21 protein-coding genes are annotated in these 21,012 nt (G+C 57.0%); 14 read left to right on the forward strand and 7 right to left on the reverse strand.

What is annotated here, in order from left to right:
• Nucleotides 1–14: 14 nt before the first annotated feature.
• The 5 genes from H1D41_RS07945 to rpsD form a co-directional block, all read right to left on the reverse strand.
• Complete coding sequence (locus tag H1D41_RS07945) at nt 15–977, reverse strand: extensin-like domain-containing protein (RefSeq protein ID WP_228848400.1); 963 nt, start codon at nt 975–977, stop codon at nt 15–17.
• Nucleotides 977–1,906 (reverse strand): prephenate/arogenate dehydrogenase family protein, encoded by a 930-nt coding sequence (locus H1D41_RS07950; protein WP_228848401.1) that lies wholly within the window; start codon nt 1,904–1,906, stop codon nt 977–979. The genes H1D41_RS07945 and H1D41_RS07950 overlap by 1 nt, the downstream gene beginning before the upstream one ends.
• Nucleotides 1,903–3,021 carry a histidinol-phosphate transaminase gene (gene hisC / locus H1D41_RS07955; RefSeq protein WP_228848402.1) on the reverse strand — a complete coding sequence of 373 codons (1,119 nt, stop codon included), beginning with the start codon at nt 3,019–3,021 and terminating at the stop codon, nt 1,903–1,905. The genes H1D41_RS07950 and hisC overlap by 4 nt, the downstream gene beginning before the upstream one ends.
• A gap of 108 nt (nt 3,022–3,129) precedes the next feature.
• On the reverse strand, nt 3,130–3,966 hold the full coding sequence (locus H1D41_RS07960; RefSeq protein WP_228848403.1) for an alpha/beta fold hydrolase: 837 nt from the start codon (nt 3,964–3,966) through the stop codon (nt 3,130–3,132).
• 137 nt (nt 3,967–4,103) lie between these two features.
• Nucleotides 4,104–4,724, reverse strand: a complete 621-nt coding sequence (gene rpsD, locus H1D41_RS07965) for a 30S ribosomal protein S4 (RefSeq protein ID WP_107496854.1) — start codon at nt 4,722–4,724, stop codon at nt 4,104–4,106.
• A gap of 306 nt (nt 4,725–5,030) precedes the next feature.
• On the opposite strand from rpsD, the gene H1D41_RS07970 reads away from it, so the two are divergent.
• The 14 genes from H1D41_RS07970 to H1D41_RS08035 all read left to right on the forward strand — a co-directional run bounded on the left by H1D41_RS07970 (nt 5,031) and on the right by H1D41_RS08035 (nt 18,431).
• Nucleotides 5,031–7,325, forward strand: a complete 2,295-nt coding sequence (locus H1D41_RS07970; RefSeq protein WP_228848404.1) for a bifunctional salicylyl-CoA 5-hydroxylase/oxidoreductase — start codon at nt 5,031–5,033, stop codon at nt 7,323–7,325.
• Nucleotides 7,325–8,086, forward strand: a complete 762-nt coding sequence (locus H1D41_RS07975) for an SDR family NAD(P)-dependent oxidoreductase (protein WP_228848405.1) — start codon at nt 7,325–7,327, stop codon at nt 8,084–8,086. Before H1D41_RS07970 ends, H1D41_RS07975 begins: the two co-directional genes overlap by 1 nt.
• Before the next feature lie 10 nt (nt 8,087–8,096).
• Nucleotides 8,097–8,546: a MarR family winged helix-turn-helix transcriptional regulator gene (locus tag H1D41_RS07980; RefSeq protein WP_228848406.1), complete on the forward strand. Its 450-nt coding sequence runs from the start codon at nt 8,097–8,099 to the stop codon at nt 8,544–8,546.
• Entirely contained in the window at nt 8,539–9,348 is an 810-nt protein-coding gene (locus H1D41_RS07985) for an enoyl-CoA hydratase family protein (protein ID WP_228848407.1), read from the forward strand. The genes H1D41_RS07980 and H1D41_RS07985 overlap by 8 nt, the downstream gene beginning before the upstream one ends.
• A gap of 3 nt (nt 9,349–9,351) precedes the next feature.
• On the forward strand, nt 9,352–10,506 hold the full coding sequence (locus tag H1D41_RS07990) for an acyl-CoA dehydrogenase family protein (RefSeq protein WP_228848408.1): 1,155 nt from the start codon (nt 9,352–9,354) through the stop codon (nt 10,504–10,506).
• A gap of 40 nt (nt 10,507–10,546) precedes the next feature.
• Nucleotides 10,547–12,172, forward strand: coding sequence for an AMP-binding protein (locus H1D41_RS07995; RefSeq protein ID WP_228848409.1), 1,626 nt, complete (start codon nt 10,547–10,549; stop codon nt 12,170–12,172).
• 50 nt (nt 12,173–12,222) lie between these two features.
• Nucleotides 12,223–13,359, forward strand: a complete 1,137-nt coding sequence (locus H1D41_RS08000) for an ABC transporter substrate-binding protein (protein WP_228848410.1) — start codon at nt 12,223–12,225, stop codon at nt 13,357–13,359.
• Nucleotides 13,360–13,422: 63 nt separating this feature from the next.
• Nucleotides 13,423–14,343 (forward strand): branched-chain amino acid ABC transporter permease, encoded by a 921-nt coding sequence (locus H1D41_RS08005; RefSeq protein ID WP_228848411.1) that lies wholly within the window; start codon nt 13,423–13,425, stop codon nt 14,341–14,343.
• Nucleotides 14,340–15,323 (forward strand): branched-chain amino acid ABC transporter permease, encoded by a 984-nt coding sequence (locus H1D41_RS08010; RefSeq protein WP_228848412.1) that lies wholly within the window; start codon nt 14,340–14,342, stop codon nt 15,321–15,323. Before H1D41_RS08005 ends, H1D41_RS08010 begins: the two co-directional genes overlap by 4 nt.
• Nucleotides 15,316–16,071, forward strand: coding sequence for an ABC transporter ATP-binding protein (locus H1D41_RS08015; RefSeq protein ID WP_228848413.1), 756 nt, complete (start codon nt 15,316–15,318; stop codon nt 16,069–16,071). The genes H1D41_RS08010 and H1D41_RS08015 overlap by 8 nt, the downstream gene beginning before the upstream one ends.
• On the forward strand, nt 16,068–16,757 hold the full coding sequence (locus H1D41_RS08020) for an ABC transporter ATP-binding protein (protein ID WP_228848414.1): 690 nt from the start codon (nt 16,068–16,070) through the stop codon (nt 16,755–16,757). Before H1D41_RS08015 ends, H1D41_RS08020 begins: the two co-directional genes overlap by 4 nt.
• A gap of 1 nt (nt 16,758) precedes the next feature.
• Entirely contained in the window at nt 16,759–17,166 is a 408-nt protein-coding gene (locus tag H1D41_RS08025) for an acyl-CoA thioesterase (protein ID WP_324250270.1), read from the forward strand.
• A complete protein-coding gene (locus tag H1D41_RS08030) occupies nt 17,163–17,561 on the forward strand; it encodes a RidA family protein (RefSeq protein WP_228848416.1) in 399 nt (132 codons plus the stop codon). Before H1D41_RS08025 ends, H1D41_RS08030 begins: the two co-directional genes overlap by 4 nt.
• Nucleotides 17,562–17,738: 177 nt before the next feature.
• Nucleotides 17,739–18,431, forward strand: a complete 693-nt coding sequence (locus H1D41_RS08035) for a hypothetical protein (RefSeq protein WP_228848417.1) — start codon at nt 17,739–17,741, stop codon at nt 18,429–18,431.
• Between the two features lie 19 nt (nt 18,432–18,450).
• Here the strand turns inward: H1D41_RS08035 and H1D41_RS08040 are convergent, their stop codons facing one another.
• Nucleotides 18,451–19,806, reverse strand: a complete 1,356-nt coding sequence (locus tag H1D41_RS08040) for a DUF3179 domain-containing (seleno)protein (RefSeq protein WP_228848418.1) — start codon at nt 19,804–19,806, stop codon at nt 18,451–18,453.
• 90 nt (nt 19,807–19,896) lie between these two features.
• On the reverse strand, nt 19,897–20,694 hold the full coding sequence (locus H1D41_RS08045; RefSeq protein ID WP_228848419.1) for a helix-turn-helix domain-containing protein: 798 nt from the start codon (nt 20,692–20,694) through the stop codon (nt 19,897–19,899).
• Nucleotides 20,695–21,012 lie beyond the last annotated feature (318 nt).

A 21,012-nucleotide genomic window follows, 5' to 3' on the forward strand; every position in this document is an offset into this window, starting at 1 on the left:
CCTGGCGGCAGCCCTTAGCGACAATAAGCACCGCTGCGGTGACGTGCGACATCAAAGTGGAAATGATCCTGATGGTAGCGGTCGGAATCCGGGCCAAGCACAGTGCCAAAAGGACCACAGGCCGCACGGTGCATATTGCGCAGCATCTGGCGCTGCGGGTTTTCACGCCAGCCGTTCAGAACGGAAATCTCTACCCCGTTCTGCAAACGGATCCCGGCAATATCAATTGCGTTGCCCTTCCCGTGTTCACTGATCCGGGCGCCCGGTTGATTGTTACGGGTCCGGCAGGAATAACTGGCCACAACCCGCAGGCTTTCGACACCGCCGCCAAGCCGGCCGACGGCAGGGCGCACGCCTTCATTGATCCAGGTTTTCAGGGCCTGGGCGGTATCACAATTGATCGTCGCCGGACTTGACAGCGTCACACCGTCGACTTCGGTGATGCGTACCGGGGAAGACACGCCGCATCCACGCTGCGTTCCGGCAATGGATGCAACCTGTTCCCCCCGGATTGCGCGATCGCCACAAACGGAACCCCGGCGCGGCTGATTGCTGCGCGCACGCTCTGCCTGACGTTCTGCCCGTTCACGGCGACGGCGCTCGGCCCGGGTTTCGCCTTCCGGGGCGGCGGCAGGGCTGGCCTGCGCAACACGCGTCGACAGGTTGGCGGGGCGCAACTGTGGGATCAGCGACCGGCTGACACCAGGCACAGAAGCCGAAACAAAACCTGCCGTTGAAGCCACCGGCGCAGGCGCAGCTGCCTGTGTGGCAGGGGCAGCAGCAGGGGCAGTGCCCGGGCGCAGTTGCGGGCGGATGGATGCATTGTAAAAGACCGGCACAGTGGTTGTACGCACCGCATCAAGGGAAGATGACCCGGGACGCAGCTGTGGGATCAACGACGTTGCAGGCGCATTCGCTTGCCCCCCCTGCACCAGCGTGATCACCGCCAGAAACGCATATGTACCTGCCCGCAACATCAGTCTTTTTCCACCGGCTTCCCACCTCGGCCAAAGTCTGGTGCATCCGTGTCCTGACCCGCTTCAATAATACCACGACGGATCGCACGGGTGCGGGTGAAATAATCATGTAGCATATCACCATCCCCCGTGCGGATGGCACGTTGCAGCGCAAAAAGTTCTTCGGTGAAGCGGCCAAGAATTTCCAGCGTGGCTTCTTTGTTGTTCAGAAATACATCGCGCCACATGGTCGGGTCAGACGCCGCAATCCGGGTAAAATCCCGGAAACCCGCAGCAGAATACTTGATGACTTCGCTGTCGGTGACGCGACGCAGATCATCCGCCACACCCACCATCGTATAGGCGATCAGGTGCGGTGCGTGGCTTGTCACACCCAACACAAGGTCATGGTGTTCCGCATCCATCTGCTCAACATTGGCGCCCAGACCTTCCCAGAACTTTGTCAGACGGTCGATCTCTGCCGGGTTTTCACAGCAATCGGAAATCAACAGACACCAGCGGTTGTCGTATAGTTCGGCAAAGCCCGCATCCGGGCCGGAATGTTCTGTGCCGGCCAGCGGGTGGCCCGGGATGAAACAGGCGTGATCCGGCAGATGTGGCATAACATCACGAATGACAGCGGCTTTCACAGACCCCACATCGGTGATCACTGCGCCCTGTTTCAGATGTGGGGCGATTTCCGCAGCAACCGCACCCATGACACCAACGGGCACACAAAGCACCACAAGATCCGCGTCTTTCACGGCATCCGTCGCGCTGTCACAGACCACATCACACAGGCCGATTTCACGGGCACGTTTGCGGGTGTCTTCCGAGCGGGCGAAACCGGTGACTTCCCCGGCAAGGCCCGCGCGCTTCATCCCCCAGAACATGGAAGATGCGATCAGGCCAAGGCCGATCAGGGCAACACGGTTATAGATCTGCGTCATGGCGTGACATCCGCTTTCACTGTCGGATCTTCTGCGCTGCCTTCCTTAAAGCGTCCGATGACATGGGCAACGCGGCGGCAGGACGGTTCATCCCCGATGGTGATGCGCAAGCAGTTCGGCAGGTTATAGCTGGCGACTTTGCGCACGATCAGACCTTCTTTGCGCAATTCAAGATCGCAGGCGTTTGCCTCGGCTTCAGAACCGAAACGCGCAAGAATAAAGTTCGCACAGGACGTGTCAGACATAACGCCATGTTCGGCCAGAGCTTCGGCCAGCCAGGCACGCAGCCGGGCGTTTTCATTACGACATTTAGTGATGTGATCCTGATCTTTCAGGGCGGCTTCGGCGGTTTCCAGCTGTGGGCGTGACAGGTTGAACGGCGGGCGGATTTTCATCAGCACATCCACCACCTGTTTCGGCGCATAGCCCCAGCCCACACGCAAACCACCAAGACCATAAAGCTTGGAAAATGTGCGGGTCATCACGACGTTATCGCGACTTTCCACAAGGCCCGCGCCACCGTCGAAATTCTCGATGTAATCCGCATAGGCCCCGTCCAGAACCAGCAGACATTGCGGTGGCAGGCCCGCCGCAAGACGGCCCACTTCATTGCCGCCAATCATAGTGCCGGTGGGATTGTTCGGGTTGGCGATAAAGACCAGTTTTGTACGTTCTGTGCAGGCTTCGAGGATGGCATCCACATCGGTCAGGCGACCACGTTCCTTCACCTCAACCGGCGTACCCCCGGCGGCGAGGGTGGAAATGCGGTACATGGAAAACCCGTGTTCGGTGTGAATGACTTCGTCACCTTCACCGACATAGGCCTGACAGAGCAGCGAAATCACTTCATCAGATCCATTGCCGCAGATGATGCCTTCTTCTTCCAGATCGAACTGACCAGCCAGGGCTTTGATCAGGCTTTTATGATCAGAGGGCGGATAGCGATGCAGTTCGTGACCGGACTTGCGCCAGGCCTCTTCCGCCTTTTCAGACGGACCAAAAGGGTTCTCATTGGACGAGAGTTTGATCACGTCACGCACACCGGCAACCTTCGCTTCACCACCTTTATACGGTGAAATCGCGCGAATACTGCTTTTTGGCCGGATGTTGGTCATGGGAAAGCCCACCCTTGCTAAAAGATACAAGGGTGGTTGTAACGGCAGCTTTCAGGCAAGGCCATGGGGAAAACGACGCGGCGTACAGTTATCCCGAAGAGGTGACATTCAAAGCCCGGACATCCAGGCGCGCAGATCAGTGAAGAAGGCTTCTTCTTCCTCAATAAACGGATAGTGCGCCGAATTTTCATAGATTGTCAGTGTTGCGTTGGGCGCAAGATCAGCGATGCGACCCGCCCCGTGATCCGGCGGCGTAATACCATCAACCCGCCCGGCGACCGCCCAGACCGGCGTTTTCACATCCGGCAGAATGCCCGTCATATTGAACGTCCCAAGCAGACCGGCAGCCGCATTCCAGGCCTGGTAAGAATAGGTGGTTGCTTCATCCAGCCGTACACCAACCGCGGGATCGAAATCCTTAAAATACATCTGAATGACAAGATTCCAGGTCGCACGGAAGGTCTCATTGTCCGGCATCGGCCCGCTGAACAATGCATCAAGCGCCCCCATCTGATCCTCATTCCCGGACAGCGCGGGCTCATAGTCCAGCGCAGGGGCTGTGTCGATCAATGCCAGACCGCGCAACCTGTCCTGATGGGCAGCAGCATAGGCCTGAGCGATAAAGCCACCATAGGAATGGCCGATCAGGGTCATATCATCGTGGCCAAGATGTGCGCGCAACGCATCTGCATCCGACACCAGACGTTCCATCGTCAGATCAGAGAAATCTTCGGGATAGGCAGACTGGCCATTTCCGTAGTGATCATAATAAATCACGCTGTGCGTATCAGAGAGCTGGTCGAAATAAGGGCGCAGGTAGGTGTGATCCAGCCCAAGCCCGCCATGCATCACCATCACAGCCGGTCCTTCGCCGACGACTGTGTAGGATAGCGTCGCACTATTGATCTGCGCTTCATCCGCTTGTGCAATTGAACTGATGGCCATAGCGGCAACTCCCCCGAATACTGATAAAACTTTCATTTCACCCTCCATTTTCAGGATTGTGGCACAGGTAAAAGCGATCCGACAAACAAAAAGGCCAGCTGAAACAGCTGGCCTTCCGTATAGGACTGTGGCGAAGATCAGTTCTTCGCGTAGAATTCTACAACCAGGTTTGGTTCCATCATCACCGGGTATGGCACATCGCCAAGACCAGGGGTGCGAACAAAGGTTGCGGACATCTTGGAGTGATCTGCATCAACATAGTCAGGCACATCGCGCTCTGCCAGTTGGGTTGCTTCGATCAGAACTGCCAGCTGGCGGGACTTTTCACGAACTTCGATCACGTCACCTTCTTTAACACGGTAAGAAGGGATGTTCACTTTTTTGCCGTTTACGGTCACGTGGCCGTGGTTCACGAACTGACGTGCAGCAAAAACAGTTGCAACGAATTTCGCGCGGTAAACAACAGCGTCGAGACGGCGTTCCAGCAGACCGATGAGGTTTTCACCAGTATCGCCTTTAACACGCTCAGCTTCGCCATAGATGCGACGGAACTGTTTCTCGGTCAGGTCGCCGTAGTAGCCTTTCAGCTTCTGCTTGGCGCGCAGCTGCAGACCGAAGTCAGACAGTTTGCCCTTACGACGCTGGCCGTGCTGGCCTGGGCCATATTCACGACGATTTACTGGAGATTTAGGACGACCCCAGATGTTTTCGCCCATGCGGCGGTCAATTTTGTATTTGGCAGACGTACGTTTAGTCACGACTGTTCTCCTTCTAAGTTTCGAAGGGCGTTGTCCTTCTCCCGGAAGCCCGGGTGACAGGCATCCTCTTGCGAGGGCCACCAACACCAAAGAATCCCCAGGACAAATTCTGCCCGGGAACAGGGGGCTTTTATGGGGGGCGGCGCTGCCTGTCAATGTGAATATGCCCCGTTGTTTTCATAAGAAAACCCTGTGGTCTGCCTTTGCTTATTTTGCACTTATATATTTTATACTTGAAATATATTTCACCTGTGGCACAGTCATTCAGGGGAAAGGCGCAAAAACGCCACCCACTGGGAGGAACATATGAAAATCGCATGTCTGGGCGGCGGCCCTGCCGGGCTTTACTTTGCCATCTCAATGAAACTGCGCCAACCCGAGGCACAGATCACCGTGATCGAGCGCAACAAAGCCGATGATACCTTCGGCTGGGGTGTGGTTCTGTCTGATGATGCGATGGGCAACCTTTCGGAAAACGATCCTGTTTCAGCGCAAATGATCCGCGATAGCTTTTCCTGGTGGGATGACATCGCCGTTGTGCATGACGGCGTCCGTACTGTGTCCGGCGGGCACGGCTTTGCGGGCATTGGGCGGATGCGGATGCTGCTGATCCTGCAGAAACGCGCGCGGGAGCTGGGTGTGAACCTGGCGTTCGAGACCGAAGCAAAACCCGTGCAGGACTATCAGGCCGAATATGACGTGGTGGTTGGCTGTGACGGCCTGGGGTCCAAAGTACGCGAAACCCATGCCGAACATTTCAAACCCGAAATTGATGTGCGCGAATGCAAATTCATCTGGCTGGGCACCCATCAGAAATTTGACGACGCCTTCACCTTTATCTTTGAGAAAACCGAACACGGCTGGGTCTGGGTGCATGCCTATCAGTTTGACGATGAGACCGCGACCGTGATTGTCGAATGCCAGCAGGAGACCTGGGATAAGTTCGGCTTTGAAGCGATGAGCAAAGAAGAAATCATCGCGAAATGTGAAGAAATCTTTGCCGATCACCTAGGTGGGCACAGGTTGATGTCCAACGCTGATCACCTGCGCGGTTCCGCCGTTTGGATGAACTTCCCCCGTGTGCTGTGCGAAAAATGGCATTATGAGAATGTCGTCTTGCTGGGCGATGCCTCTGCCACTGCGCATTTTTCGATCGGATCAGGGTCACGCCTGGCCTTTGACAGTGCGATTGCCCTGGCCGAATTCATCCACACCGAAGACACGCTGGAAGGCGCTTTCACCCGTTATCAAGAGGAACGCCGCCTGGATGTGCTGCGCCTGCAATCCGCGGCGCGCAATTCACTGGAATGGTTTGAACAGGTGGAACGTTACCTGGATCTCGACCCCGTCCAATTCAATTATTCCCTGCTGACCCGCAGCCAGCGTATCAGCCACGAAAACCTGCGGGAACGGGATGCGAAATGGTTAGAGAGCGCCGAAAAATGGTTTCAGACCCAGGCAGGCGGGCTGGAAGCACCTGTACGCGCCCCGATGTTTGCGCCCTATAAATTGCGCGATATGGATCTGAAGAACCGCATCGTGGTGTCCCCCATGGCGCAATATAAGGCCGTGGATGGCACGCCGGGTGACTGGCATCTGGTGCATTACGGCGAACGCGCCAAAGGCGGGGCCGGGCTGGTTTATACAGAGATGACATGCGTCTCTGACCCAGGGCGTATCACCCCTGGTTGCCCAGGGCTTTACGCGCCAGAACATGAAACGGGCTGGAAACGCCTGACGGATTTTGTCCATGCGGAAAGTGACGCGAAAATCTGCTGTCAGATCGGCCATTCCGGGCGCAAGGGCTCTACGCGCGTGGGCTGGGAAGGCATGGATCAACCGCTTGAGCGCGGGAACTGGGACCTGATCTCGGCCTCACCCATTCCATGGTCTGACAACAACGCAACCCCACGCGAAATGACGCGTGCGGATATGGATGAGGTCCGGGATCAGTTTGTCGCGGCAACAGAAATGGCCCAGCGCGCGGGGTTTGACATGGTGGAACTGCACGCCGCCCACGGCTATCTGATCAGTTCCTTCATCTCCCCCGTCAGCAACCAGCGCAGCGATGGCTACGGCGGCAGTCTGGAAAACCGCATGCGCTATCCACTGGAAGTTTTTCAGGCCATGCGCGCTGTCTGGCCGGAAGATAAACCTATGTCAGTACGTATTTCTGCGAATGACTGGGTGGGCGAGGCCGGTGTCACCCCGGAAGAGGCTGTTGACATTGCGGATATGTTCCATGCGGCGGGGGCCGACATCATCGACGTATCCGCTGGGCAAACCACCACCGACGCCAAACCTGTCTATGGCCGCATGTTCCAGACACCGTTTTCGGATCGCATCCGCAATGACACAGGCATCGCAACCATGGCGGTGGGCAATATTTTTGAACCCGATCACGCCAACTCCATCCTGATGGCCGGACGCGCAGATCTGGTGGCTATTGGTCGCCCACATCTGGCAGATCCCTACTGGACCCTGCACAATGGCGCGGCAATCGGGGATCGTTCCGCCATCTGGCCCCTGCCCTATGATGCGGGGCGTGAACAGGCCTGGCGTCTGGCGGATCGCAACGCAGAAATACTGGGGAAAGTGTGATGACCAACCTGACAGGCAAACATGCGGTAGTGACAGGCGGCGGCACAGGTGTCGGCGCGGCGATTGCGGAAACCCTGGCCCATGCAGGCGCGCGGGTGACGGTGATGGGTCGCTCTGAGGCGCCGCTGAAACAAGTGGCGAAACAGCATAAGGCGATTGGTTATACCTGTTGTGATGTGACTGACGCGCAGGCCGTGAAATCCGCCTTCCGCGAGGCACGCGGCGTGAATGGCGCGGTGGATATGATCGTGGCCAATGCGGGCGCGGCGGAAAGCAAGCCTTTTGCGAAAACCACTGCGGCTGAATTCCAGGCCATGTTGGATGTGAACTTGTCAGGCGTGTTCAACTGTTTCCAGGCCGGACTAAGCGACATGGAACTGGCGGGCGAAGGGCGCATGATTTCCATCGCCTCCACCGCCGGGCTGAAAGGCTATCCCTATGTCGCGGGTTATGTGGCGGCAAAACACGGCGTTGTGGGTCTAACCCGTGCGTTGGCGCTTGAACTGGCGCAAAGCGGCGTGACCGTAAATGCGATCTGCCCCGGCTTCATCGACACCCCGATGCTGGAGCGTTCCATCACAAACATCATGGAAAAAACCGGCATGGAGCGCGCCAAAGCGGAACGCGCCCTGCGTGCCCCCAACCCGCAGGATCGTTTTGTCACCCCACAAGAGGTCGCGGATATGGTGCTTTGGCTGTGTTCCGACAGTGCACGTGGCGTGAATGGCGCAGCCCTGCCGATCTCCGGCGGTGAAATATAAAGGTGAAGACATGGTAAACCCGGAACCCGATTCAAAATCCCGCCTGCGTCTGTGGCTGCGCCTGCTGAAAACCAGCCGGGGGATTGAGGCCACATTGCGCGAACGCCTGCGTGTGGAATTTAACTCCACCCTGCCGCGTTTTGACGTCATGGCCGCGCTGATGCGCCATGAAGACGGCTTACGGATGAGCGAACTGGCGGGCGGGCTGAAAGTATCCAACGGCAATGTCACGGGCATCATTGAACGTCTGGTGGAGGACGATATGGTGGAACGGGTTGCGGTGAAAGGCGATCGCCGCGCAACCAAAGTGCGCCTGACACGCGGCGGCAAAGTCCACTTTGAAAAACTTGCTGAAGCCCATGAAGCCTGGATTGACGAATTGCTAAGCGCCTTTGCCCCCGAAGATGCAGATTACCTGTCCGCGCAATTGCAATCGGTGGAGGATCAGACACATGACTAACGCGCGTACCGAAGTGGCCCATTTTAAACTTGAGATCACTGACCGCGTGGCAACCGTGCGTCTGGACCGGCCAGATCGTAAAAACCCGCTGACCTTTGAAAGCTATGCCGAGTTGCGCGACTGGTTCCGCGATCTGCATTACGCGGACGATGTGGATGTGGTGATCTTTGCCTCGAACGGCGGTAATTTTTCATCCGGCGGCGACGTACATGACATCATCGGGCCGCTGACACGGATGAATATGAAGGACCTCATGCGCTTCACCCGCATGACCGGTGATCTCGTCAAAGCGATCATGCATTGCGGCAAGCCGGTGATTGCGGCGGTCGATGGCATTTGCGTTGGCGCGGGCGCGATCATTGCCATGGCGTCCGACATGCGCATCGCAACGCCCGAGGCAAAGACTGCTTTCCTGTTCACACGCGTCGGGCTTGCTGGCTGTGACATGGGTGCCTGCGCGATCCTGCCCCGGATCATCGGGCAATCGCGCGCGGCAGAGCTGCTTTACACCGGGCGGTCTATGTCTGCGCAGGAAGGCGAAAACTGGGGGTTTTATTCCAGACTTGTGGCTGCGGAAGGTCTGACGGCCCAAGCGCAGGCGATGGCAGACCGCATCAAAGCCGGTCCCAATTTCGCCCATATGATGACCAAAACCATGTTGAACCAGGAATGGTCTATGTCGATTGATCAGGCGATTGAAGCCGAAGCCCAGGCCCAGGCGATCTGCATGCAGACCGAAGATTTCAAACGCGCATACGATGCGTTTGTTGCCAAAGAAAAACCGGTGTTTGAGGGGGACTAAACGATGGCGGATACATCATATCTCACCTGGCCGTTTTTTGAGGATCGGCATGGCGATCTGGCCGTTGAATTGCAGGCTTGGGCCGCGCAGGAACTTGCGGGCCTTGATCATTCCGATACAGACGCTCTCTGCCAGGATCTGGTCGCACGCCTGAGCCGGGATGGCTGGGCGGTGCATTCCGGGGTGGACCCTGCGGATGCAGGCGCAAAACTGGATGTACGCACGCTTTGCCTGATCCGGGAAACGCTTGCGTATCACGACGGGCTGGCGGATTTTTCCTTTGCCATGCAGGGCTTGGGCACGGGCGCGATTTCGCTGTTTGGTACAGACACACAAAAAGCCGAATGGCTGCCCAAAACCCGCAGTGGCACAGCAATTTCCGCCTTTGCCCTGACCGAACCGCAATCCGGATCTGACGTGGCCAATTCCACCATGACTGCCCAGCGCGACGGGGATGAATATGTGCTGAACGGTGAGAAAACCTGGATTTCCAATGGTGGAATTGCAGATGTTTACACCCTGTTTGCCCGCACCGGCGAAGCACCCGGCGCCCGTGGTCTGTCGGCCTTTATCCTGCCCGCAGGCCTGCCGGGGTTTGAGATTGCGGAACGCCAGGAAACCATCGCACCCCACCCGCTGGCGACCCTGCGGTTCACCAATTGCCGTATTCCGGCCAGCGCCATGATCGGCGATCCTGGCCAGGGCTTTAAAATCGCCATGTCGGTGCTGGATGTCTTCCGTTCCACAGTCGCTGCCGCCGCTCTTGGCTTTGCACGCCGCGCATTGGATGAGGCCACCGCCCGCGTCAAAGCACGCCACGTGCAGGGCGCGCCGCTGGCGGATTTGCAGATGGTGCAGGGGCATATCGCCGATATGGCGCTGAAGATCGACGCCTCCGCCTTGCTGGTTTACCGCGCCGCCTGGGCCAAGGATATGGGCGCGCCACGCGTCACCCGCGAAGCTGCCATGGCCAAGTTGTTTTCAACGGACGAGGCGCAGAAGGTCATTGATACAGCCGTGCAATTGTTTGGTGGCGACGGTGTGCGTTCCGGCATGATGGTTGAAAAGCTGTACCGCGAAATCAGGGCTTTGCGCATCTATGAAGGCGCAAGCGACGTGCAGCGGGTCGTCATCGCGCGGGAGGCGCTGAAAGACTGAACGATCTGTGGGGAGACAGATCAGAAAGGGAGGAAACGCGATGAACACTTTAGGAAAAAGCGCGCATGTCGACACATTCACGCGTGATAATCTGCCGCCCGTTGATCAGTGGCCTGAATTTCTGCTGGACGGGTTTGATTACCCCAACCAGCTGAATGCCGGTTATGAATTATGCGATGCCATGGTTGAACGCGGCCTTGGGGATCATACGGCCCTGATCGGCAACGGGCGGCGACGCACTTATAAGGAACTTGTGGACTGGACCAACCGCCTGGCCCATGCGCTTGTCGATGATTTGGGCGTAAAGCCCGGGAATAGAGTCTTAATCCGGTCCGCGAACAACCCCGCCATGGTCGCCTGCTGGCTGGCCGCGACCAAGGCCGGGGCCGTGGTTGTGAACACCATGCCCATGCTGCGCGCGGCGGAGCTGACAAAGATCGTGGATAAAGCCGAAATCACCCATGCGCTGTGCGACACGCGGTTGATGGATGAAATGGAGGCCTGCACAAAAGACAGCACATTTCTGAAAGTTGTGACCGGCTTTGACGGCACTTCAAACCATGATGCGGAACTCGACCGCCTGGCGCTGGAAAAGCCCGTGCAATTCACCCCCTGCCCCACGTCCCGGGATGATGTGGCGCTGCTTGGGTTTACCTCCGGCACTACGGGCGACCCCAAAGCAACCATGCATTTTCACCGCGATCTGCTGATCATTGCGGATGGTTACGCAAAAGAAGTTCTGGGCGTCACGCCGGAAGATGTCTTCATTGGTTCCCCCCCGCTTGCCTTCACCTTCGGCCTTGGCGGCCTTGCGATTTTCCCTTTGCGGTTTGGTGCTGCGGCGACATTGCTGGAAAACGCCAGCCCGCCGAATATGATTGAGATCATTGAGAAATACAAAGCCACCGTCTGCTTCACCGCCCCCACCGCTTACCGCGCCATGCTGGCCGCGATGGCAGAAGGCGCGGATCTGTCCAGCCTGCGCGCAGCTGTTTCGGCGGGTGAGACCCTGCCCAAACCTGTCTATGACGACTGGATGCGCAAGACCGGTAAGCCGATGCTCGATGGTATCGGCGCGACTGAAATGCTGCATATCTTTATCTCCAACCGCTTTGATGACCACCGCCCGGCCTGCACCGGTAAGCCTGTCACGGGTTATGAGGTGAAAGTGATTGATGACACAGGCCAGGAATTGCCTGCCGGAGAGGTCGGACGCCTTGCTGTACGTGGCCCCACTGGTTGCCGCTACATGGCAGATGACCGCCAGGCGGGTTATGTGCTGGACGGCTGGAACGTCACCGGCGACAGTTTCATGAAAGATCAGGACGGCTATCTGCATTTTGCCGCGCGCAACGACGATATGATCATCTCATCCGGCTACAACATCGCCGGACCAGAGGTCGAAGCCGCGCTTCTGTCCCACCCCGATATTGCGGAATGCGCTGTGATCGGCGCCCCGGATGACGCACGCGGATCCATCGTGCAGGCCCATGTGGTTCTGAATGCGGGCGCAGTGCCGGGGGATCCATTGATCAAAGCATTGCAGGACCATGTGAAAGCCACCATCGCGCCGTTTAAATACCCGCGTTCGGTGGTGTTCACCAAAGCCTTGCCAAAAACAGAAACCGGAAAAATACAACGCTTCAGGCTTAAAGAAAGCGGATGACAACAGGAACGCGAAAGCCCAGACTGCGGGCATAATTCAGGGAGGAATACATGAAAATTATGAAAACACTGATGGCATCCGCTGCGATGCTGCTGGCGACCCAGGCAACCGCCGAAGTCAAAGTTGGCATGATCACCACGCTGTCCGGCGGGGGGGCCGGTCTGGGGATTGATGTGCGCGATGGTTTCATGCTGGCGGTTGAGATGGCCGGACGCGATGACCTTGAGGTCGTGATTGAAGACGATCAGCGCAAGCCTGACATCGCTGTGCAACTGGCCGATAAAATGATCCAGTCGGAAGGTGTGGACATTCTGACCGGCATCATCTGGTCCAACCTCGCCATGGCGGTTGTGCCTTCTGCCACCGCGCAGGGTAAATTCTACCTCTCGCCAAACGCTGGCCCTTCTGCGCTGGCCGGTCGCGGCTGTCATGAAAACTACTTCAATGTGGCCTGGCAGAATGACAACCTGCACGAAGCTGCGGGCGCTTATGCGAATTCTGCCGAATATGCGAATTCCTTCATTCTTGCGCCGAACTATCCGGCGGGACAGGATGCGCTGACCGGTTACAAACGCATGTATGAAGGCGAACTGGCGGGTGAGCTTTACACACAACTTGGCCAGACAGATTACGCCGCCGAAATCGCACAAATTCGTGCGTCTGGCGCGGATAGCGTCTATTTCTTTCTGCCCGGTGGCATGGGCATTGCTTTCCTGAAACAATATGCGGCCTCTGGCGTGGATCTGCCCGTGGTTGGCCCTGCGTTTTCCTTTGATCAGGGCATTCTGCAGGCAGTGGGGGACGCAGCCCTTGGCGTCGTGAACACCAGCCAGTGGAACAAAGACATCGACAACGCCGCAAATGCTGCTTTTGTTGAGGCGTTCGAGACTGAATATGGCCGCCTGCCGTCACTTTACGCGTCCCAGGGTTATGACACGGCAAACCTGATCCTCTCTGCGATGGATGTTGCCGATGTGGATGATCAAGATGCCTTCCGTGCAGCCCTTGAAGCCGCTGATTTCGCATCTGTGCGTGGCAACTTTGAGTTCGGATCAAACCACCACCCGATCCAGGACATCTATGTGCGCGAAGTCATCAAAGAAGGTGACATTTACACAAACCGCATCATCGGCACCGGCCTTGAAGACCGTGGCGATGCCTATGCAGCGGATTGTTCCCTGAACTAAGCAAACCCGGCCGGGCGGCATAGGTTGCCCGGCCATGCGAATAAACGCGAACAGGATTTCTCTATGTCACTGGCACTTTTTGCCGAACAGCTGCTGAATGGTGTGCAGTTCGGGGTGATGCTTTTTCTCATGTCTGCGGGCCTCACGCTGGTCTTCGGGGTCATGGGGCTGATCAATCTCGCCCATGGATCGCTCTATATGGTGGGCGGGTTTCTCTGTGCGGCGGTTGCGGCTTATACGGGCTCTTTCGTCCTGGGCCTGATGGCAGCACTTACAGGCGCGGCAGCGGCAGGGGTGCTGGTGGAAATGCTTGTGATCCGGCGGTTGTATCACCGTGATCACCTTGATCAGGTCCTGGCAACATTTGCACTGATCCTGATCTTCTCCGAGGGAACGCGCTGGATATTCGGATCCTTCCCGCTGTTCCTCGATGTGCCCGAAATCCTGTCCGGCCCAGTCTCACTGCCGCTGGGCATTCAATACCCGGCCTATCGCCTGATGATTATTGTCGCGGGCCTCGCAGTAGCCCTGGGCCTGTATCTTCTGATCACCCGCACCCGCCTTGGCATCCGCATCCGCGCCGGAGAAAGCGACCGTGAAATGATCGCGGCCCTGGGTGTCGATATTGCCTGGCTTTACACTGTGGTCTTTGCCCTTGGCGCTGCTCTGGCCGGGTTTGCTGGCGCGCTTGTCGGCGCAATCCAGTCTGTGCAGATCGGCATGGGCGAACCCGTTCTGATCCTCGCCTTTGTGGTCATCGTGATCGGCGGCATTGGTTCCGTCAAAGGGGCCCTGATCGGCGCTCTTTTGGTTGGGCTGACCGATACGATGGGTCGCTTCCTCCTGCCCCAGTTCTTCGCAACCTTCATGGAAAACGCCAGCGCCACCACCATCGGATCGGCGCTTGCCTCCATGCTGATTTACATCCTCATGGCCGGGGTTCTGATCTTCAAACCTCAGGGTTTGTTCGGAGGCACATCATGATCCGCGAAACACATCTGAACGCTTTGATCTGGCTGCTTCTGCTGATCATTCCCCTTGCTGCCTGGCAGATGGGTGAGATTTACACAATCACCCTTGCCACCAAAATCTGCGTCCTGGCCCTCGCCGGTGTCGGGCTGAACATCGCCCTTGGCCTTGGCGGGATGATTTCCCTGGGCCATGCGGCGTTTTTCGGGATCGGCGGTTATGCCATGGGTATCCTCGCCAACCACGCCCAAAGCTATATCCCGATCATGGAACACCCCTTCCTGATTGAAGGCACAAAATACATGCCGGTGATCTGGCTTCTGGCGATTGTCATGTCGGGCCTTGCCGCCCTTGCAATCGGCGCGCTCAGCCTGCGCACAAACGGGGCGTATTTCATTATGATCACGCTCGCCTTTGGTCAGATGCTGTATTTCTTCGCAATTTCCTGGCCCGCTTATGGCGGCGAAGACGGGCTTGCGATCTATGTGCGCAATGAATTCCCTGGGCTGAACACGCTGGTCCCGATCCAATTCTTCGCATTGTGCTTTCTGATCCTGACTGCCGTGATCTTCCTGTCGTCCCGCCTGGAAAATTCCCGTTTTGGCTTGGCCCTGCAGGCCACCCGCCAGAACGAAACCCGCACACGCACCGTTGGTCTGACACCCTATAAAATTCGCCTGATCGCCTTTGTGATCTCTGGCATGATCTGTGGTCTGGCCGGGGCATTATCCGCGGATCTGAACCGTTTCGTCAGCCCGGTTATGCTGTCCTGGCACACATCTGGTGAAATCATGATCTTCGTCATTCTCGGCGGCACCGGACGCCTGTTTGCCCCGCTTGTGGGGGCCGCGATTTACATCATGCTGGAACATTTCCTGGGCGGCGTTTCTGATTACTGGCAGATCTTCCTGGGCCTGCTTTTGCTGATGGTTGTGCTGTTCGCACCGGGCGGTGTGATTGGCCTTCTGACAAAGCGGGAGGCCGCCCATGACTGATATTCTCGACATTCGCGGCATCTCGAAAAGCTTTGGTGCGCTGAAGGCGTCGGATGATATTTCCCTGACGTTGAAGTCCGGTGAAATCCACGCGCTGATCGGGCCGAATGGGGCGGGGAAATCCACGCTGATCAATCAGATTGCAGGCGGGTTAAAGCCTGACAGCGGATCTGTGCATTTTTCTGGTCAGGACATCACGTCCCTCGCAGCTCCCGCGCGGGCGCGGCTCGGTCTGGGGCGGACGTTCCAGATTTCACAGCTCGCCCCGGAAATGACCGTTTTGCAGAATGCTGTCTTTGGCGCACTTGGCGCAGACGGGCGCGTGTCCCGGTTCTGGCGTCCGGTGATGAAGGACAGATCCCTGCTGGAGGTCGCCCGATCCGCCCTTGAGCGGGTTGGTCTGAACCACCGTGCCGGCGAACGTGTAAGTGAGATTTCTCATGGCGAACGCCGCCAGCTTGAGGTCGCCGTCGCCCTGACGCAGAAACCAAAAGCCTTCCTGATGGATGAACCGATGGCAGGGCTTGGGCATGGCGGATCGGAACGTCTGACAGGCTTCCTGCGCGAGCTGAAACAAGAGGCCCCGATCCTGCTGGTGGAACATGACATGGATGCGGTTTTCGCCCTTGCCGACCGGGTTTCCGTTCTGGTCTACGGGCGTATTATCGCGACAGGTACGGCCGATGAAATTCGTACTAACCCACTGGTGCGCGAAGCTTATCTGGGCGATGAGGAGGAACACGCATGACCCTCCTGCAAGCTAAAAACCTGACCACTTTCTATGGCGCATCCCAGGCCTTGTTCGGCGTTGATCTGACGATTTCGGAAGGCGAAGTCGTTGCCCTGATGGGCCGTAACGGCATGGGCAAAACCACCACCATTGCGACCATCTGCCGGATGCTGAAACATCGTGAAGGCACGCTGGAATTTGCGGGCCAGAACCTGGACCAACTGCCATCGCACAAAGCCGCACGTCTGGGCATCGGGCTTGTGCCGGAAGGGCGGCGTTGTTTTCCCAATCTGACCGTCGGTGAAAACCTGATCGCCACCGCGCGCCCCGGCGATTGGACCCTTGAAACTGTTGGAAAATTCTTCCCGCGCCTTGCGGAACGTCACGGCCAGATGGCCAGCACATTGTCCGGCGGCGAACAGCAGATGCTGGCGATCGGACGGGCGCTGATGACCAATCCGAAACTTCTGATCCTGGATGAGGCGACTGAGGGCCTGGCACCTGTTGTACGCCAGGAAATCTGGCAAGCGATTCATAAACTTAAGTCGGAAACCGGCATGGCAATCCTCGTGGTAGACAAGACCTTGAAAGAACTGCGTCAGGTGGCGGATCGCGCTGCGATCCTGGAAAAAGGGCGCACGGTCTGGGATGGGAAAATGGGCGATCTGACCCATGATCTGACTGATCAGTATCTGGGGGTGTAACGTGCTATACACCCGGAAACAAAAGATAAAATTCAAACACTGCGACCCGGCAGGGATCGTGTTTTATCCGCGTTATTTTGAGATGATCAATGACACGGTGGAGGCCTGGTTTGACGAAGCCCTGGAACTTTCTTTCGCCACGATCCACCCGGATCATGGCGTGCCAACGGGTGAGATCCAGACACGGTTTACGGCGCCTTCCAGATTGGGGGATGTTCTGAATATTTCCCTTGAAATTCAGCGTATTGGCACTGCCAGCCTGGGCCTGCACCTTGAGGCCGAATGTGAAGGGGAGGCACGGTTTATGACATCGCTGACCCTGGTTTATGTGGATGCACAGGGAAAATCAGAACCCTGGCCCGACGCCCTGCGTGCGCGCATCCTGAGTGATATGGAGAAAAATCAATGAAAAACAAAGTGATACAGCCAGATGGATGGGCGCCTGCGAAGGGATATGCCAATGGGATTCTGAATGAGAAGGGCACGCTTTATGTGGGCGGGCAAATTGGCTGGACGGCCCAGCAGGTCTTTGAAAAACATGACTTTATCGGGCAGATGCAACAGGCGCTGGAAAACATCCTGGCGGTCGTCGAAACCGCAGGTGGCACAGCGGCAGATATCACCCGATTGACCTGGTATGTCACTGATAAACAAGACTATCTTTCCCATCAACGCGAGGTGGGGGAAACCTATCGCAAGGTTCTGGGGCGCAATTTTCCGGCGATGACTATGGTTGTTGTGGCCGGTCTTATTGAAGACGAAGCCCTGCTTGAAATCGAAGCCACCGCCGAAATTTCCGCCTGATTTCCGGGCTGAATATCGCATACACAATCTATGCACATGTTATGCACTTTTTATGCATATCCGGCGTGCCGGGGATTTACGAACGGGTAAGATTTCCGGCACAGTAGAACCATAACTTTCAGGCCGGAATTTCCCCCGGTCACATTTTATTTTCAAGACATCATTCGGAGAGAGATTATGAATGCAATAGTCATTACCGCCCTTATTGCCGCCAGCGCGGCTGGCTATGGGCTGATGTATCTGGCCATGCGCAAGGGCGGGCATAAGAAACAGGATTACCAGGCTTTCGCAGACAAGCAGGGCTGGCAGTACGAACAGATCAGTGACACCACGCGGACAACGATCGACCGGTTCCGTGATCCCGCGGATAACTGGAGGCTGGATCTTGTGTTTATCGGCGGCGGGCCCAACACGGTTGGCAGCTTCAGCGGTTCCACCCGACGGCGGATGGAATGGCATTGCCCTACCGGCGCGATCGAGGGCGAAGCCGCCCTGGGCATGCCCCTGCCTGAGAAATCCGTCAACATGATGCGGATGGGCGGGGATATGGGCAAACAGATCCTGAAAGCCGCGCTGAAAGGCACATTTTACGCCATCGGAGAAACCCGGTTTACCCTGACAATCGACGAAGCCAGCGCCGGGGATCCGAGCGGCGTTGTGATGTCAACGCCCGGGCAGGAAAAGGCGATGGATGCCTTCCGGCGCAACACGGATCTTGCGGGGTTTCGCATGGGGCGCAATGCGGCGGATGTGCCTGTGGTGATCCGCAATCAGGATGGCATCACCCTGCGTCGCCAGGGCATCGTGAAAGATCTGGACGACCTGCCACGCCTGGCAGATCTGGGCAAAAGCCTGCGCGGGGATCTGTAAAACAGACTCTGTTTCAGGGTTATTGCGGCCATAGCACGGTGTCGGGGTGGAACTGTGACCAGGCGAACCAGAAGGCTTCGTGACTGCCCATATCCGCCCCACCCAAACCAACGGCCCGCACGCCGCCCCCGTCCAGTTGCAGCTGAATATCACCATAGGTGATCTCTTCGCCGCGCCGCAGGGCGGCCACGGCCTGGCTGCGCTGAAAGGCAACGGGCTGCCCTGCGGCGGTGATCACGCCGATCACGTCTTCATGCACCGGCAGACGCGGATCAACATCGCCCACAGGGAAGATCGGCCCGTTGGCATCCCGTCCGTTGCGGAAATCGGGATCGCGGCCCAGGGCCAGGCTTTCGACCAGAACAGTGGTGTCGGGGTGCGCGGCTTTCCATGCGCCCCAGGTGCTGGTGACAACAGTGGCCTGGTTCAGCTGCACGCCACGTTCGGCAAGCGGCCCTGTGACCGCATGGCCCAGGAAAGTGTCAAAGACGGAATAGGTGTTCAGATCATACATGACTTTGTTTGACCGGATCAGCAGGCCGGATGTGCGCAGGATCGGGCGGGCAACGCCTGTGGGCACATCATCGGTGAACCAGGCCTGGGCCGCACCGCACAGCGTGCAATAAGGTATGCCCAGATCGCGCCCGCCCAGGGTATCATTCACCATTTCCCGCACTTCCATGATCTGACGCGGATAGGCACGATATTCACCATTCACACCGATGCCGAAGATGATGTCATCATCGTCAAGCCATGTGGCCTCACCCGCGCTGGTGATATCGGGATTGTCTGCGGCGGGAATACAGCCACAATCCGCTGGAATAGAGTCTTCAAAGCCGCGGTCATCAATCCAGACCCCACCCCAGGACACCATGCGCCAGTCAATTGTGCCCTCAGAAAAAAGCCGGTCCCAGGCGGGCACAACAGCGATAAAGATCGCGCGTTTTACCTGCAGATAATCCGGTGGCGCAGGAATATCCCAGGCGATCAGGTAATCGGTGATTTCACCCCAGTTGTTCCGGCCGCGCAGGGGTGTTTCAAGCAGGTCAGACGCGGCATCTGCCAGTTCCTGGTTCAGATTGCCGCCTGAGACAAAGCGCATAAGATCGGCGATCAGCCAGGTCAGGCGCGGATCATCTGATGCCGCGACCAGCCGCAGGGCTTCGCTTTGCACAGGCCCCCAGCCCCCCTGTGTGATCGCCTGCACAAAAACCACATCCACGGCCTGAGACATCTCAGCACTAAGTTCACCCGTCGGCACCACCGGCGGTTCCCCAAATGCCTGCCCATGGTAATTCACCCCCTGGGCCTGTGCTGTGGTCATGGCACCTGTAAGAAGCAGGGCCGCAAAAAACGGGCGGATCAAACTGAACATCGTGGCCTCCGGGATATTCTGGTATCCCGTCAGCATAAGCTGTCATGTGATCACACCGGAAATCACATTCCGATGATCCGGCCTTTGGGGTCAGTCTGCCTCAAGATGTTCCCGGATGCTTGGGTGAACATCCTCAAACTTCCAGTTCGGATCCTGTCGTGCAAAAGCCAGCGCCTGCTGCCAGGTGATGTCGAGCTTTTCGAAAACGATATTGCTGACCCGACGCACACCGTGTTTCTGCGGGTTACTGATCGCGGTAAACCCTGCATAAAGATGGCTGTTAAACCCATGTGCATGTTCAAGGTAGCCGTAAATTGTCGTGCGATTCCTGCCATAGGTCAGAAGGAAGCTGTGACCATGGCGCTGCGAAAAGAGCCAGCCATCACAGCGCCGCAAACGATATGCATATTGCCCGACCACTTTGTCCCGATAGAAACTGCGGTGATCAATTGTCTTGATATATCGCACCCCTTCAATGGTTTTGACGTGTGACAGGGTAACATAGACAGACCCTTTGAACGTGAACGGCACTTTCCAGTATTTATAGAATCCGTCCGGCAGGCCTGTGGTGTCATGGATCAGCACATCTTCATCCATCCCGGCGACCGAGAATGCCTCAGAAACAGAAGGTTGCGCCTGTCCGAGATTGCTGAGCGGCTCCAGCAGAATGCGGGCATCATACCCGAAGTAACGGCAGATAGTGTCCAGAATTTCGGGCCGCGGGCTTGATTCCCCGTTCAGGTAACGCACGAACTGCGCACGATTGATTCCAAGCTGACGGGCGATATCAGTGACAGTACCATCCCTGTCACAAAGCTGCTTAAGATTTTCAGAAAAAACGGAACGAATAGCGCTGGCAGGACGGCCAGCATTCAGGACTTTATTCATACTCAGCACTCACGATCATCAGCCCAGACACACAGGCCATTGCAGCAACCGGCCGTCGTTAGCCGGAATTATTTACATTATATGTGCGGATTTTGACTCAATCTCAAGTCCTTGAGGCTCAATCATGGGTAAATTAACACAGTTTCGCGCACTTGTGACTCTATACTGCGTCATTCCAATCTGATTGGCACCAGATAGCACCCAAAACAATCTCAACTTCTTCAAAAGAAAGCATAGATCAACTTACTCTCCCCAAGGTAATCCATTCATAAGCACACTGGTAATGGAGATAATCATGCTGCACCTCATTTCACTTCC

The sequence above is a fragment of the Halocynthiibacter styelae genome (assembly GCF_016123485.1).
GTDB classification, from domain to species: domain Bacteria; phylum Pseudomonadota; class Alphaproteobacteria; order Rhodobacterales; family Rhodobacteraceae; genus Halocynthiibacter; species Halocynthiibacter styelae.